The sequence below is a fragment of the Natrinema sp. LN54 genome (genome assembly GCF_052439245.1).
Lineage (GTDB): Archaea > Halobacteriota > Halobacteria > Halobacteriales > Natrialbaceae > Natrinema > Natrinema versiforme_A.
The window spans coordinates 176,207-190,786 of the sequence record NZ_JBQVRP010000001.1; the positions used below are offsets into that span (position 1 = coordinate 176,207).

Here is a 14,580-nt window from a genome sequence, read left to right on the forward strand (position 1 = left end):
TGACCGAGCCCAGCGTCGCTCCCGAATTGGCGGGCGATTGCACACAGGGCGCGTCGGGCGTCCCTCCCCCGCGGCGACACAACCAAACCGATTTTACAGTTCGGTGCACAGTCACGGACGTGTCGGAGGCCAACCCCGTCGAGCGATGGCAGGCTGCTCTCGAGGAAGCCGGCGAGCTTACGCCGGAGATCGTCGGCGAGATCTCGGAGATCCACGGCGACCGCGGGGTTCGCGCCATCGAAGCGGTCGGCGAAAACCGCGTGAAATCCTACCGCGACTTCACGATCGTCGTCGGCTACGACGACGAGTACATCGTCGAGGACGGCGGCTGTACCTGCAAGGACAGCGAGTACAACCTCGACGCCGACGACCCGACCGAGCGCTGCTGGCACTCCTTAGCGGTCGCGATCGCGCGCCGGGTCGGCCACGTCGACTACCACGACATGTGGTACTCGGAAGTCCGCGATCTCCTGTAACCTCTCAGCGGCCGGATGAGCAATCAGTCAGTGAGCGTCGGGTTCGCTCGACTACTCCTCGGCGCAGATTTCGACGAAATTCCGCAGGATCTGGAGCCCCGTCTCGCCGCTCTTCTCGGGGTGGAACTGCGTGCCGAAGACGTTGCCCGCCTCGTTCGCGACGATAGAGGGGAACTCGAGTTCGTAGTCCGTCGTCGCGACCGTCGCGTTCTGATCGTCGGGAACCGCGTAGTAGGAGTGGACGAAGTAGGCGTAGTTCCCGTCGATCCCCTCGACGAGGGGGTGCTCGCGCTGGACGTGGAGTTCGTTCCAGCCCATGTGGGGGACCTTCTGGCCCTCCGCGAATCGGACGTTGGTGCCGGGGATCAGGTCGAGTCCCTGAACGGCCGACTCGCCGTCGTTGTCGCCCTCCTCGCTCGTCGTGAGCAGCATCTGCATTCCGAGACAGATGCCGAAGAGGGGGGTCCCGCTCTCGGCTACCTCGAGGAGATCCTCGCGGAGCGGGTCGGCGTTTTCGACGCCCTCGCGGAACGCGCCGACGCCCGGCAGGACGACGCCGTCGGCCGCGGCGAACGCCGCGGGGTCGTCCGTGATTTCGACGTCGGCACCCGCGCGCTCCAAGCCGCGCGTGACGCTGCGGAGGTTCCCCAGCCCGTAGTCGACGATGACGACGGACGCGAGGGATTCCTCCTGCGGAGACGAAACAGTGCTCATACGCGTACTCGGTGGGGCGTGGTAAAGTGAATTACCCTTCGCGCAACCCGTTGGGGCTCACGCGGCGCGGCCCTCCGTCGACTCGATTGGCCTGCCGCTACTGCCGTCACTGTCGTCACCGCCGTCGCGACCGATCAGTTGCCGTCGCCGGTAGAGGTAGTAGCTGATCCCGGGAACCGAGAGCAGGTACGGGATCGCCAGTTCGGCTCCGGCGAGGTGGACGAGACCGAGGCCGCCCGCGATCCACGGGCTCGGATTCCAGGACGGGTGTTCCCGGAGCGCGAGCGCGTCCATGAGCAACGATCCCGCAACGATCGCAGCGAAGATGACCGACAACCAGCCGGCGAGGACGGTCACGGCGAACGCGGCCAGTCCGACGCCGAGCGACTCCGCGTCGACGGACCGCGTGAAGAGCCAGAGGCCAGCGTACGAGCCGAGCATCGCGAGCGGCGCGAGCGGAAACAGGTAGACGCCGAATCGCCACGCGGGATCGGCGGGTTCGGCGGATTCGGAAGCGGAGGGCTGAGACATATGCGTCGATTTCTGACAACATGTAATAATATATTCGATGAACTGTGATCGGTCGTCTGAATCGTCACCGAAATCGCTCCGCCGACGACTGAGAGTTACCGCGTCGGCTCCGGCAGCTCAAAACCCGTCGAGGCGGGACTGTCCGCCCTCGCTGTCCGCGACGCCCGCGAGATCGGCCGCCCGCTGCAGGGCGTTCTCGAACGTCTCCTCCTGACTGCGATCGTAGAGCGTCGCCGCTGGGTGGACACAGATCAGCAGTCGCCGCGGCGTGCCGTCGATCCGAACCTCCGCGAGGTCGCCCGCCTCCTTGGTGACCGCGACCGACCGCTCGAGCAGGTGTTCGCTCGGCACCTTCCCCAGCGTGACGATCACCTCCGGATCGAGCGAGGCGATTTCTCGCTCGAGGTAGCCCCGACAGTTCGCGAGTTCGTCCTTTTTCGGGTCGCGGTTTTCGGGGGGACGACAGCGCACGCAGTTGGTGATGCGAATGTCGCCGCGCTCGAGGCCGACGTTGCGGAGGCCGTCGTCTAAGACGGTGCCGCTGCGGCCGACGAACGGCTCGCCCTGCTCGTCCTCGTTGGCTCCGGGGCCCTCGCCGACGAACAGGAGGTCGGCGTCCTCGGGGCCGCCGCCGTTGACGATCCGGCTCCGCGAGTCGACGAGCGCCGGACAGCGCGTACACTCCGTGACACAGAGGTCCTCCATTGCTCCCATACGTGGGAGTCAGCGGGTCGCCTCCTACGTCTTTCGGGACGGTGCCGTCGGGTCCGAGACGGACTGCTACCGGTGTACTGGTTCGCAGACCTACTCAACACCCGCTTCATTTCCACGTCACTCGAGCGATCGCACGTACGAATCCGCCGCTCGAGCCGCCTGTCCGGCGACCCGAATCGGCTCCGGACGGCCGCCCTCGGGAGTGAATGCCCGGACGACGGCCGCCGCCTCGTCGGGCCCGAGCCCCACCGGTCTCACGTAGACGGTCTCGTCGTTGACCGACAGGTCGCGTCGCTCCGGCAGCGCTCGGTAGGTCGCGAGGCGGGCCTCGAGGTCGGATCCGGAAAACGCCTCTCGGAGGCCGGCCTCGAGGCCGTCGCTGGCCTCGAAGGTGACGGCGATCACCGGCCGGTCGACCGCCTCGTAAATTCGCGAGAGGTCGAGGAGGTTGTACCACGCGGGGGCGACAGCGCCGAGCAGGACGTACCGGATGTCCGGACGGCCGAGGTCGTCGAGCAGCCCGATAACGGCGTCGGTCCCGTCGGTGCCGCCGACGCGACAGGCAGTGTACTCGAGGCCGTCACAGACGCGGTCGGCCCGGACGACGGCACCGGCGAGCGTGCTCTCGGCCCGGTTACGGTCGCGATCGCCGCGGTACGATTCGGCGATGCCCAGCGCCCGCACCCCGGGCTTCATCCGTCAGTCGCTCTCGTCTTTGATCTCCTTGAGCCGATCGAGCAGTTCGTCGCTGGACGCGCCGTTTTCGAACTCGATGGTTCCCTCGTGGCTGTTCTCTCCCGACTTGACTGCGTCCTCGTCGTCAAAATCAGCGTCGACCTCCTGTTGCTCAGATTCATCGTAGCTCCCAAATCCCATACAGTATGGTCTACGAGATACCGATTGAAAAATTCCGTGGTCACTGCGTTATGAGAGTTTTCCAAGCAACAAACACGTTCGGGAAAGACGTTCTACGGACGATCCGGAGATCCGATATAAAATATCCGCCAGATGTGCGATGGGCGAAGGCGGCGAGCGCGAGCGGCGTCGGGTTCCGTGATGGCACCGTTTTTGCCACCGGCCGTCGACTGTTCCGGTATGGAAGTCCATCACGTCACCGAGGACGCGGAGACGTTCACCTGCAACGCATTCCTCGCCGTCGGCGAGGACGGAACGACGACGCTGGTCGACGCCGGCGCGTGGGACGGCGTCGTCGACGAGATTCGCGACCACGCCGACGACCTCGAGGCCGTCGTGATGACCCACCAACACGGCGACCATGTCGCCCAACTCGAGGCCGTCCGCGACGCCTTCGACCCCGAGGTGTACGCCTACGCCGAGCATCCAGCCCGGACGCAGGCGATCGACGACGGCGATACCGTCCGGATCGGCGACGAGGAGTTCGACGTCGTCTACACGCCGGGCCACGCCGACGACCACGTCTCGTTCGTCTCCGAGTCGTCGCTGTTCTCCGGCGATGTCGTCGTCCACGACGACGGGGCCTTCGACTACGGCAGTTTCGGCCGCACCGACATGGCCGGCCAGTCCCGCGAGCGACTCATCGAGAGCATCGAAGACTTGCTCGAGTGCATGCCTGAGGGGGTCGAACACATGTACGCGGGCCACGGTGGGGTCTTCCACGGCGACGTACTCGATGTCGTGGAAACGGCACTCGAGCGGGCGGAGAAGCGGGAGCCGAAATATCCTGACGAGTGAGGACTTGTCGTCTGGGCCATCACTAGCGCTGCGACCGTCTCTCGAGACGACGGCGTCGCCAGCGAGAGTCGGAACTAAACGTCGCCACTACGGGGGAAGAAACGACAGAAACCGGATCGAACCGAGCGATCCGTCGCGGGCGATTATGCGGCGCGGGCTTCCTTCGCCTTGGGGCGAAGCTTCTTGTACCCGCACTTGCGACAGCGGGTGGCTCGCTTGGAGTTGCGAGCGTTACAGCGCATGCAGATCATCTTCTCGAGCATCCGTTTCTCAGCGGCGTCGAAACTGGCCATACCCGGCTTTCGCTCGTGGGGCATTTAATCGCTGTGATCCGACGGGCACGACCGAGCCGCGCTCGAACCCAACTGTCGAGCGAGCGTTGACAGGCATCAGCGGTCGGTGTCGGCGACGGTGATCCGTCGCCGCTGGCCCACACTACTCCTCGTCGGCCAGATAGTCCTCTTGGACCGCGACGACCTCGCTCGAGTCCGTACACTCGCTGTACCGCCGAAGCGGTTCCTCGTTGAGCGTCAGGAAGGTCTCGCCCCAGCGGAACGGTTCGAGCAGGTCCTCGGCCAGTTCCTGGTTGTCGAAGATACAGGCCGCGGCGGCGAGCGCCTCGACGGTGGTCAGCCGGAACGGGCGACCGTAGTTGATCGGGTTCGCGGCGACGAGGAAGGGGAGCGCCCGGTGGACCCCGCGCATTTCGAACGACGCCGCCTCGGCGGACTCCCACGAGCAGTCCAGCGCGACCAGCGTCCCCAACCCCTCCTCGAGATCGGCCGGCGAGAGCGCCTGCTCGGCGTGGGGGTTCAACACGACCCCGTAGGGCACCTGCCCCATCGACCGATGGAGGATCGCCTTCTCGAACTTCTCGAGGCGACGCGCGGTACACTTCTCGGGGTCGTCGTCGCCCTCGTAGTAGACGTGACACTCCACAGAAGGAGGGAGGGGAAGCCGAGAGAAAAGCGATGTGGAATGGGGCGACTCACAGGTCCGTTCGTCGTTTCCGGGCCTCAGTGGGACGTACTGCCATCGGAACGCCACCCTCGTGTCGACAGGTGCAATGCGAAGCCAGTGATGAAGCAGATCGTGGCAGGACCCAGCAAGACGAGTCCGGGCGGCCGAATCACTCCGTTCGCGGCGAGCAACACGCAGCCGACGAGGGAGACGATACTCGATCGAACCTGTTCCTTTGAGTCTCGATTCTCGAGCAGATCACGGACGAGTACGGTTGACACGAAAACACTCATTGCGACCTGTTCCCAGTAGATCTCGCTTCCAATTCCATCGATCATTTGCTATCTCGGTCGGTACCGTTTCGGCTATTCATTTCAGCCCTTCGAATATGGGATTATCGCTGAGAGTCGTCCGAATGATTGCGATCCCTGCTCGAGTAACCGAAACGAACCGGACAGGAGAGTCGCACACTTTTGTCGATCGCACCGAAACGTCGGGTATGGATTCGGCCGCTCTCGTCCGGCGATACTACGACGCGCTCGACGAGCACGATTACGAGACGCTCGAGGCGGTTCTCTCGCCCGAGTTCGTCCAGTACCGGCCCGACCGGACGTTCGAGGACCGCGACGAGTTCATCGAATTCATGCGCGAGAAGCGACCGAACCCGGACACGGACCACGACCTCGAGTCGGTGATCGCCGAGGCCGACCGGGTCGCGGTTCGCGGCCGCGTGATCGAGGACGGAGCGACGCTCTTCGAGTTCGCCGACTTCTTCGACCTGTCGGCGGGGGAGATCCGCCGCCTCGAGACGTACTCGCGGTGATCGATTTCGCGGTGGTCGAGCCGCCGATGTGAACGTGGGCAACAAATTTCAGGCAGGCTTCCCATTCGATCGCTATGGTCCACTGCCCCGACTGCGGAACGACCCTCGCCGAGGCGTCCGACATCGACTTCACAGAAACCGACGCGGAGATGGGGATCATCGCGGCGTCCAAACGCTTCTATACGGCGTCCTGTGCCGCCTGCGGCGCGACGATCGGCAGCGGTGTCGCCGGGGCGAAAGCCGGTGGGGCCGGAGGCGGCGGCGCAGTGTGAGGACAAGACATATAGCACTACTATCATAACGTCGCGTATGGTCCACTGCCCCGAATGCGACGCGACCCTCTCGGAGAAGACCGACGTCGAGTTCGTCGAAATGGACGCCACGACCGGCTTCTTTGCGGCGTCAAAGCGGTTCTATCTCGTCGCGTGCAACGACTGCGGCGCGGCGATCGGCAGCGGCGTCGCCGGCGCGAAGCGGTAGGCTGACGCGACGTTCAGCCAGCGAATCGCTCGGAACTCGCTCGACTCACGCGGAACAGTTGTTCGGTCCGAGCTCGAGTTCGACGCGCTCCTCCGGCGGAAGGGTGGCGTCGCCGCGGTTGTACTCGATGATCTCCTCGTAGTTCGACGGCTTCTCGCCGGCGTCGGCCATGCGGTCGACGAACTCGTCTTCCTCGAGTCCGAGCAGGTCGATCCCGGTCCGCGCGTCGCGGATCGTCGTTCGAATCGCCTCGCCGGGCGCGCCGTGCTCGAACTCGCCGTCGGCGGTAACCGTGACGTGACCCGGCAGCACGACGACGCTTTCGGGCTCGGCCAGAATCGTTCGGTGAAGTGTCTCGTAGAGGAGTCTGGCTCCCCGCTGCCCTTCGTCGTCGCTAAATTCGAGTTCCGTTCGTCCCGTCGAATCGACGTGGAGCGTATCGGCGGTCAACAGCGCTCGGTCGTCCACCAAGAGGGCGATCATCTCGCTCGTGTGTCCCGGCGCGAACAGCGCCTTGACCTCGCGCTCGCCGACCCTGAGCACCTCGTTGCGCTCGAGGGGCGTGTACTCGTACTCGACGTCGCGTTCGCTCGCGCGCTCGCCGAGGTAGTAGGGCACCGCGAGGTCGTCGGCCAACTGGCGGCCGCCCGAGACGTGGTCGGCGTGGACGTGCGTGTCGACGACGCCCGTGACGGTGAGGCCGGCTTCCTCGGCCGCGACCGCGTACTCGTCGGTGTCCGCGGTCGGATCGACGACGACGGCCTCGCCCGTGGTGTCACAGCCGACGACGTAGCCCAGACACCCCTTCGCGCGTCGCTGGATCTGGACGACCGTCAGCCCGTCCCCGATGTCGATCTCGACGTGATCGTAGACGCCGCTCCAGCCCTTCATCCCGCCGTCGACGGTCCCGACGTCGTACTCGTCGGTCGCCGACTCGAGGCGCGTCGCGAGGTTACCCGAGGAGATCCCCTTCGCACAGACGGTGATCACGCGGTCGGCGTCGCCGACGATATCTCGGAGGTCCTCGAGGCGGCCGTCGAGTTCCTCCTCGGGGCCGAAGGGGAAGTGGACCGCCCTGGAGATGTGCCACGACTCGTAACTGTCCGCGGGGCGGGTATCGACGAGGACGAAGTCCGCATCGTCGTCTTGCAGTTCCGCGAGCCGGTCAGCGTCGATCGTGGTGACCATACACGAACCTACGCCGCCGATCGACGTAAGTCTCGAGTCGGTGGCCGGAGATGACCGAACGAACTTTCCCGGCAGATATTACGCGTACAAAGAGGGTTCATTTAACTAATAGCCGGTTCAACGGTCGGTATGGCTCTCTCCGATTTCATCGCTGCCGTCGTCGCCGTCCTCCGTCGCCGCCCCGGCGATCTCCTGCCCGTGTACGCTCTCGGCGCCGCGATCACCGCGATCGTTCGCGTCGTCCCGTTCGTCGGGATCGCCGTCGCCTACCTCTTTCTGGCGGCGACCGGCCGTCTGGACACGATCCGGACGGCGCTGGCCGACCTCGAGTCGCCCCCGACCGATCCGAACGCCGATCCCGAGGCGTTCGAATCGTGGGCCAGCGGCCTCGAGCCCGTCTTCGACCAGCTCTGGACGCTGCCGCTCGGTATCCTCGCCGCGGTCACGGTCGGCGTGAGCGTGTTGCTGTTCGCACTGCTTTCGGCCGCCGTCGCCGCGGGACAGCTCTCGGCCTGTTACAGCCGGCTGCGCGACAACCGCGGGCTCCTCGCCGCGTTCGACGGGGCGCGACGCTACTGGCTGCGATTTCTCGGCCTCTTCGTCCTCGAGTTCCTGTGTTGGTCCGTCGTCCTCGTCACCGTCGGTATTGGGGCGGCGCTGCTCGCCGGCGCGATCTCGCTGGGAACCGGGTCGATGCTACTCATCGCTCCGGTCGTCCTGTTGGCTGGGCTTCTCACCGTCGTTCTCCTCGTCCTCATCCGGGCGCTGTTCGCGTTCGCACCGGTCGCGATCGTCGTGGACGACGCGGGCGTCTTCGGCTCCCTGCGGCGCGCCGCCGGATTTGTCCGCGCACAGCCGGTCGAAGCCGTCTTTTACTACGCCATGGCGATCCTCGCGATGATCGCCCTGTCGATGGTCACCGGGCTGCTCTCGCTCGTCGACGTCGTCACGCTCGGCTCGCTGATCTCCGCCCTGATCCTCTTCCCGGCGCTGGATCTGCTGAAGACGGCCGTCTACTGCGACTATCGGGATCGATTAACACCGCCGGAGCCGCCGACCCGCTCCCTCCGCGCTCAGTTCCGGGCCGGACTCCGGCGCGGCTGGACCGAACTGGTATCCTACGTCCGATCCACCCCGGGGACCCACGTGCTCGTCATCGCCCTCGGACTCTTCGGCTTCTGGATGGGCTGGGCGGCCGCCGGCCCCTTCGCCGGCACGTTCGACGCGTCGATCGCGGCTCGACTCGAGGGGATGTTCCCGCCGACGATGGCGCTCGAGCTGTTCGGCAACAACTGGCTGGTCGCGCTCACGACGGCCTACGGCGGCGTCGCGTTCGTAATCCCGGCGATCGTCTCCGTGCTGTTCAACGGCATCGCGCTGGGGATCACCGCCCGCCTCGAAGTCGATCCGGCCGAACTCGCGGCCTTCGTCGTCCCCCACGGCATCATCGAGATCCCGGCGATCCTCATCGCCGGCGCGCTCGGGATTTCCGTCGGCGTCACCGCGTGGCGGACGTGGCGCGGTCGCGCGGCACGGACGGACCTCGCGGACGCACTCGAGCGCGTGTTCTGGGTGCTCGTCGGGATCGGGATCCTGCTGGCGATCGCGGCCCTGATCGAGGGGTTCGTCAGTCCGTACTACTACCGGCTGTTCCTCTCGTAGTCGCGCCGACGCGGCGTCCGCACTCGGCGGCTACTCGTACGCCTCGAACTCCCTGCCGAACAGCAGGAAGTAGGCCGTCCCGAGCAGTCCGATCGCGGTCGCGAGACTGAACGCGACGATCGGATCGCCGGCGAACACCTCGGTCCCGGTCAGCGGGTTCGAAACGCCGTCCCAGAGGAGGCCACCGAGCGCGGCACTCGGGATGACGATCAGGTTCCGCAGGAGGTAGTACGCGCCGGTCACTCGACCGCCGGCACCCCGCTCGGCGGGGCCAACGATCAGCGCCTTGTGTGCGGGCAACCCCGCGAAGCGGAGCCCGGAGAAGGCAAAGAGGGCCGCGAGGGCGGCCGCGTCGGCGGGCGCGTTGATCAGGAGGATCGGAAAGATCGCGTAGACCGCGAAGCCGAGCGCGACGACCGGTTTGAGCCCGATCCGCTCGGCGGCCTTGGCGACCGGAATCATCGTCAGCAAGGCGACGAGCATCTCGATCCCCAGCAACACGCCGAAGTACGACTGCGGCGAGAGATCGACGGTCCCGACCGCTGGAACGGACAGGGAGAGGCCGACCTCGAGAACCCGGGTGACGACGATGACGAAGAAGACGTAGACCATCCCGTTGGCGAAGCGAACGAGCGTGTCGGCCACGAGCAGCGGGCGGAGTTCCGCGGGCATCGCTCGCAGATCGGCGACTACCTGCGAGACGCCCTCGAACGCCTTGCCGACATCGTCCTCGTCGGGCCTGTAGAGGACGTGCTGGACGACCGTGCCGAGGACTCCGAAGACGACGGCGATGAGCAGGATTAGCTGGAAGGCAGTACGGATCTCCCCGTCGCTCGAGCCGAACGGATAGAAGAGCGCGGCGGCGACCAGCGGGCCGACGAGGAAGGCGGTCCGGCGGAACGTCTCGGTGCTCGCGAAGCCGGCCGCCAGCTGCGAGGGCGGCACCGCCTGCTTGACGATGGCGAAGGTCGCCCCGAGGCCGAAGGACTTCCAGGCCTGCGCGAGGAGCAAGCCGACGAAGAGCAGGACGACCGCCAGCGACGTCGACCCGATCGAGACGTCCGCGAACGCGGGGGCGGCCAGCCAGATCCCGAAGCCGACCGTCGAGCAGAGGCCGAAGGCGGTCAGCGCGTACCGCGACCCGATCCGGTCCGAGATCGCCCCGCCGGGATAGGGATAGACGGCGCTGATGATATTTCCGACCGAGCCGAACAGGCCGATGACGACCGCCGACGCGCCGAGCGCCGACATGTACTCGGCCATGTACCGATTGGTCATCTGAAAGCCCAGACTGAACGCGAACATCGCCGCCGAGAGGACGAGCACGTCGCGCTCGAGCGCGAAGAACTGCCGGAACGGGTCCAGCGGATCGGCCGACTCACCCGGTCGGTCCTGCTCGAGGCTCATACGCCTCTACATCCCCATCGAGCCGACTTGAAATTTGGTCTCACGACCGATTCGGCCGGGGCTGCCGCGCCTCGAGTCTACGGGCGACTGCCGGACTCGGATGCGACAAAGGGAAGCGCTCATTAGCCAGTAGTGTGAGTTGCAGGACATGGCTTCGTGGAAGCGGGATTTCGCGAGTGGGCTCATCGTTCTGGTCCCGATCCTCATCACGCTCTACGCGATCTACTGGCTCTACGGACTCGTCGCCGGCCTCACGCCCGGTCTCATTCTCAAACAGGAAGCGTTGACGGCGTTTATCGGCGGCCAGAGCGATCAGGCCGTCCAGACGCGCGAGCAAGTCGCCCAGTTTCTGCGGGTGATCGTCGCGCTGACCGTCTTCATCATTCTCACGTTCTCGGTCGGCTACCTCATGCGGACGACCGTCGGCGGGCTCGTCGAACGCCTCGTCGACAACATCGCGAACCGCGTTCCCGTCATCCGCGTCGTCTACAACGCCTCCAAGATGGCCGCCGAGACCGCCTTCGGCGAACAGGAATCGCTCCAGAAACCCGTCAAACTCGAGACGTGGCAGGGGCTGCGGATGACCGCGTTCAAAACGGGCAAAGTAACCAGCGACGGCCGCGAGGTGCTCTTCTTGCCCACGTCGCCGAACATCACTACCGGTTACGTCATCGAAGTCGAATCCGACCGGATCACCGAACTCGACGAGGATGTCGAAGACGCGCTCACTCGCGTCCTCAGCGCCGGCTTCGGCGACGCCAACCGCCGCGGCATGGACGCCGGCGTCTCGATCGACGTGATCGACGAGGCGAAGACGACGGGCTCGGACGACGACTAAACACGAAATTTTGCTCTGCGGTCTTATCGCGCTGGCGGCTTCGCCGCACAGCGCGATGTCCCTCGGCAAAATTTCGATCAAAAGCACTCTTCCTTCCGTTCCGAGCGCTTTGCGCTCTCCACATCAGTCATCGGCCCGCTCGCTCACTTCGTTCGCTCGCGGAACAGCAAACATGGGCAACCGCCTGCCCTCCCCCGGGTCGCGTGCCTCTCGTGGTACTCGAGGCACGCTCCCGGCCAAACGGTTTGATTCGATCGGAAAAGTACCGCAATGCCGCCTGCGTAGCCGTTCAGAGAGCGAGTCTGCAATCGAGTCGCTGCGGCCGCTGTCGGGACCGCGAGGTTAGATATCGACGTACTCGAACCAGTCGTCGTATTCGTCGGGCGCCTCCTCGACGATTTCGAAGAATTTCTGCTGGATCTCTTCCGTGATGGGGCCTCGAGAGCCGTTCCCGATGACGACATTGTCGACTTTGCGGATGGGCGTGACTTCGGCCGCGGAGCCGGTAAAGAACAGCTCGTCGGCCGTGTTGAGTTCGCCCCGCGAGATGGAGACGTTGTCGTGGACGGTGTAGCCGAGATCCTCCGCGATCTGGATCACGGAATCGCGGGTGATGCCGTCGAGAATCGACTCGGAGAGCCCGGGCGTGAAGAGTTCGCCGTCGCGCACGAGGAAGATGTTCTCGCCGGGGCCTTCCGCGACGTTGCCCTCCTTGTTGAGGACGATCGCTTCTGCGTAGCCGTTCCGACGGGCCTCCTCGCCCGCGAGCATGCTGTTGACGTAGAGCCCGGAGGTCTTCGCGTTCGTGGGGATCTGGCTCGAGGCGTGTTTCCGCCACGAGGAGATCATCACGTCGATGCCGTTCTCCAGTGCGTCCTCGCCGAGGTAGGCACCCCACGGCCAGACGGCGATGGCGGTGCGGGTGGGACAGTCCTTGGGACTGACGCCCAGCGAGTTGTAGCCGTAGTAGGCGATCGGGCGGATGTAACAGGAGGGCAGCTCTTGGCGCTGAATGAGCTCTTTGGTCGCCGCAGTGAGTTCCTCGGTCGTGAACTCGATGTCCATCTCGTACGGCTTCGCGGACTGGAAGAGTCGCTCTAAGTGTTCCTCCCAGCGGAACAGCGCCGGCCCGTTGTCGGTGTCGTAACAGCGTGCGCCCTCGAAGACGCCCGATCCGTAGTGGAGTCCGTGGGTCAACACGTGAATCTCCGCGTCGTCCCAGTCGACGAACTCGCCGTCCATCCAGATCGTGTCGACGTCCATCTCGTCGAATCCCATGATCAGGACTGTTGCAAGCCACTGTACTAAGTGTTCGCGGTTCCGCTCGAGTCGATCGATGAGAGCGGGCAGTCTGGACAAAACCCAACGCAGCAGAAATCGTTAGCCGAGGCGCTCGAGGACCTCGCTGCCCTCGAGGTAGGCGAAGTCGTGGCGCTCGGCGTAGGCGCGGGCGTCGGGGGGCGAGAGCGCCGCGCCGGTCTCGTCGTCGAGCATTTCGCAGACGACGACGGCGGGGGTGAGTTCGGCGGCGTCGGCGAGGGCGAGTCCGAGTTCGGTATGGCCCTCGCGCTGGGCGAGCAGGTCGGGTGCGCCCTTGAGCAGGTGGACGTGGCCGGGGACCCGAAACGCCGAGGCGAACTCGGTCGTCTCGGGCGCGGCGGCGGCTTCGCCGAGCGCCCGGATGGTGGTCGAGCGGTCGTCGTCGGTGATGCCGGTGTAGGTGTCGCGGTGGTTGACCGTCAGCGAGAACGACGAGCGGTCGTCGTAGCCGAGTTCGTGATCGGCCGTGGCGGGGTGGTCGACGGCCTCCGAGTAGAACGGGAGCTCGAACGCCTCCGCGATGTCGTGGCCGAGCGCGACACAGACCAGTCCGCCGGCGTCGTTGCGAAGCCGGGCGACGGCCTCGGGCGTGACGGCGTCAGCGTGATAGATCAGGTCCGTCTCGCCCTCGCGGTCGGCCGCGTCGTGGACGAGGATCGGTTCGCCCGCCCGAAGTGACTCGAGGGCGTGTTCGAACGATCCCGCGGCGTTCGTCGATCCCGCGGCCCTGCCGTCGGCGTTCGACTGGGGACCGGCGTGGTGGCCAGTCATTCCCGATCACCGACCGAGACGGTGACGTGGTCGCCGTCCTCGAGGCCGAGTTCCTCCCGGAGCTTGTCGGGGGCGATGACCTCGAGTTGGTCGTCGTCGTGGTGGGTGCGTTCGGGGGCGATAGTGTAGGCGTTATCGTAGGTGTCGCCGTCGGTCGTCTGGATCGTCGCCGGATAGCAGACGGCGGGGCCGTAGGTCCGGTCGTCGGACTCCCAGCCGTCGATGGGGACGGGCTCGAGCGAGGCCATGGCGCTGCGCCGGCGGACGCTGTCCTCGCGCAGGTCGACGTTGAGGGTTCCGGGGAACGGCTCGTAGCCGAGGCGCTCTTCGAACTGGCGTTTGTACCCCGACAGGGAGATGTAGTGGCGACCCTCACCCATGCCGCTGGTGACGGTCCCCTCGAGCGCGATACGGGAGTCCGTCTCGAAGATGCGACGGTAGTCCTCGTACTCGGCGTGGAGCGTCTGCTCGCCCGTCTCGGTGATCGCGACCCACTGGCCGTCGCTGACCGTGTCGCGCTCGAGCAGGTCGGCGCTTTCGAGCCGTTGCAGCCGCCGCGAGGCGGTCTGGTTCGACGCGTCGAGGCGTTCCGCGAGACGAGAACAGGAAATCTTGACGTCGCCCTCGAGTCCCCCCTCGAGTGCGAGGAGTTTGAGCACGGCGAGTTCGTCGTGCCCGACGGCGGACTCGGCTAGTACTGACATACACGAAGCTATACCGTAGCCCCGTAAAAGCATATCGGATGTGGAATGCGTCACGAAACTGTGATGCAGTTCACGAGAGTTTATCGCGTACTCGACGGTTGGCGAGCGGGTGGAAAAAGCCACCGGTCCGGTCGGATTCCGCGGTCGCTCTCCGCGTTGACCGGCAGCGATCCCAGCCGATCGATCCGCGGGCCGATCCCGGACCCTCCCAAAACCGATGACAGTCACGACCGTCGTCCCTTGCACAATGCAAGGAGACCGGCTTTCAGCCGGTCCGTT

The 14,580-nt window shown here is 65.6% G+C and carries 19 protein-coding genes; 7 read left to right on the top strand and 12 right to left on the bottom strand.

Features of this window, described 5'->3' with window-relative positions; genetic code table 11:
• Positions 1-119 precede the first annotated feature (119 nt).
• On the top strand, positions 120-476 hold the full coding sequence (locus tag ACT4ML_RS00870) for a hypothetical protein (RefSeq protein WP_444719168.1): 357 nt from the start codon (positions 120-122) through the stop codon (positions 474-476).
• A gap of 51 nt (positions 477-527) precedes the next feature.
• Here the strand turns inward: ACT4ML_RS00870 and hisH are convergent, their stop codons facing one another.
• From hisH to ACT4ML_RS00895, 5 genes are all read right to left on the bottom strand, one after another.
• Entirely contained in the window at positions 528-1,190 is a 663-nt protein-coding gene (gene hisH, locus ACT4ML_RS00875) for an imidazole glycerol phosphate synthase subunit HisH (RefSeq protein WP_444719169.1), read from the bottom strand.
• A gap of 57 nt (positions 1,191-1,247) precedes the next feature.
• Positions 1,248-1,721: a hypothetical protein gene (locus ACT4ML_RS00880; RefSeq protein ID WP_444719170.1), complete on the bottom strand. Its 474-nt coding sequence runs from the start codon at positions 1,719-1,721 to the stop codon at positions 1,248-1,250.
• 117 nt (positions 1,722-1,838) lie between these two features.
• Entirely contained in the window at positions 1,839-2,435 is a 597-nt protein-coding gene (locus ACT4ML_RS00885) for a uracil-DNA glycosylase (RefSeq protein WP_444719171.1), read from the bottom strand.
• A gap of 117 nt (positions 2,436-2,552) precedes the next feature.
• Positions 2,553-3,131 (bottom strand): endonuclease dU, encoded by a 579-nt coding sequence (locus ACT4ML_RS00890; protein WP_444719172.1) that lies wholly within the window; start codon positions 3,129-3,131, stop codon positions 2,553-2,555.
• Positions 3,132-3,134: 3 nt separating this feature from the next.
• Positions 3,135-3,311: a DUF5786 family protein gene (locus ACT4ML_RS00895; protein WP_138244320.1), complete on the bottom strand. Its 177-nt coding sequence runs from the start codon at positions 3,309-3,311 to the stop codon at positions 3,135-3,137.
• 219 nt (positions 3,312-3,530) lie between these two features.
• On the opposite strand from ACT4ML_RS00895, the gene ACT4ML_RS00900 reads away from it, so the two are divergent.
• Positions 3,531-4,148 (top strand): MBL fold metallo-hydrolase, encoded by a 618-nt coding sequence (locus ACT4ML_RS00900; RefSeq protein WP_444719173.1) that lies wholly within the window; start codon positions 3,531-3,533, stop codon positions 4,146-4,148.
• A 143-nt stretch (positions 4,149-4,291) separates the two neighbouring features.
• On the opposite strand, the gene ACT4ML_RS00905 is transcribed toward ACT4ML_RS00900, so the two are convergent.
• Positions 4,292-4,441, bottom strand: a complete 150-nt coding sequence (locus tag ACT4ML_RS00905) for a 50S ribosomal protein L40e (protein ID WP_006185565.1) — start codon at positions 4,439-4,441, stop codon at positions 4,292-4,294.
• A gap of 142 nt (positions 4,442-4,583) precedes the next feature.
• Positions 4,584-5,087, bottom strand: coding sequence for a DUF367 family protein (locus tag ACT4ML_RS00910; RefSeq protein ID WP_444719174.1), 504 nt, complete (start codon positions 5,085-5,087; stop codon positions 4,584-4,586).
• Between the two features lie 520 nt (positions 5,088-5,607).
• Here ACT4ML_RS00910 and ACT4ML_RS00915 point away from each other — a divergent pair.
• The 3 genes from ACT4ML_RS00915 to ACT4ML_RS00925 all read left to right on the top strand — a co-directional run bounded on the left by ACT4ML_RS00915 (position 5,608) and on the right by ACT4ML_RS00925 (position 6,411).
• On the top strand, positions 5,608-5,931 hold the full coding sequence (locus ACT4ML_RS00915; protein WP_444719175.1) for a nuclear transport factor 2 family protein: 324 nt from the start codon (positions 5,608-5,610) through the stop codon (positions 5,929-5,931).
• Between the two features lie 74 nt (positions 5,932-6,005).
• Positions 6,006-6,203 carry a hypothetical protein gene (locus ACT4ML_RS00920; RefSeq protein ID WP_444719176.1) on the top strand — a complete coding sequence of 66 codons (198 nt, stop codon included), beginning with the start codon at positions 6,006-6,008 and terminating at the stop codon, positions 6,201-6,203.
• Between the two features lie 37 nt (positions 6,204-6,240).
• Positions 6,241-6,411, top strand: a complete 171-nt coding sequence (locus ACT4ML_RS00925; protein WP_006431146.1) for a hypothetical protein — start codon at positions 6,241-6,243, stop codon at positions 6,409-6,411.
• A gap of 45 nt (positions 6,412-6,456) precedes the next feature.
• Here ACT4ML_RS00925 and ACT4ML_RS00930 read toward each other — a convergent pair whose 3' ends face one another.
• A complete protein-coding gene (locus ACT4ML_RS00930; protein WP_444719177.1) occupies positions 6,457-7,599 on the bottom strand; it encodes an MBL fold metallo-hydrolase in 1,143 nt (380 codons plus the stop codon).
• 129 nt (positions 7,600-7,728) lie between these two features.
• Here ACT4ML_RS00930 and ACT4ML_RS00935 point away from each other — a divergent pair, with 129 nt between their 5' ends.
• A complete protein-coding gene (locus ACT4ML_RS00935) occupies positions 7,729-9,261 on the top strand; it encodes a stage II sporulation protein M (RefSeq protein ID WP_444719178.1) in 1,533 nt (510 codons plus the stop codon).
• 30 nt (positions 9,262-9,291) lie between these two features.
• Here the strand turns inward: ACT4ML_RS00935 and ACT4ML_RS00940 are convergent, their stop codons facing one another.
• On the bottom strand, positions 9,292-10,668 hold the full coding sequence (locus ACT4ML_RS00940; protein WP_444719179.1) for an MFS transporter: 1,377 nt from the start codon (positions 10,666-10,668) through the stop codon (positions 9,292-9,294).
• A gap of 148 nt (positions 10,669-10,816) precedes the next feature.
• Here ACT4ML_RS00940 and ACT4ML_RS00945 point away from each other — a divergent pair, with 148 nt between their 5' ends.
• Positions 10,817-11,506, top strand: coding sequence for a DUF502 domain-containing protein (locus ACT4ML_RS00945; RefSeq protein ID WP_138244311.1), 690 nt, complete (start codon positions 10,817-10,819; stop codon positions 11,504-11,506).
• A 342-nt stretch (positions 11,507-11,848) separates the two neighbouring features.
• On the opposite strand, the gene ACT4ML_RS00950 is transcribed toward ACT4ML_RS00945, so the two are convergent.
• The 3 genes from ACT4ML_RS00950 to ACT4ML_RS00960 form a co-directional block, all read right to left on the bottom strand.
• Positions 11,849-12,784 carry a branched-chain amino acid transaminase gene (locus ACT4ML_RS00950; RefSeq protein WP_444719180.1) on the bottom strand — a complete coding sequence of 312 codons (936 nt, stop codon included), beginning with the start codon at positions 12,782-12,784 and terminating at the stop codon, positions 11,849-11,851.
• A gap of 102 nt (positions 12,785-12,886) precedes the next feature.
• Positions 12,887-13,597: a 3,4-dihydroxy-2-butanone-4-phosphate synthase gene (gene ribB / locus ACT4ML_RS00955; RefSeq protein ID WP_444719181.1), complete on the bottom strand. Its 711-nt coding sequence runs from the start codon at positions 13,595-13,597 to the stop codon at positions 12,887-12,889.
• A complete protein-coding gene (locus ACT4ML_RS00960) occupies positions 13,594-14,301 on the bottom strand; it encodes a DUF120 domain-containing protein (RefSeq protein WP_444719182.1) in 708 nt (235 codons plus the stop codon). Before ACT4ML_RS00960 ends, ribB begins: the two co-directional genes overlap by 4 nt.
• Positions 14,302-14,580: the final 279 nt, after the last annotated feature.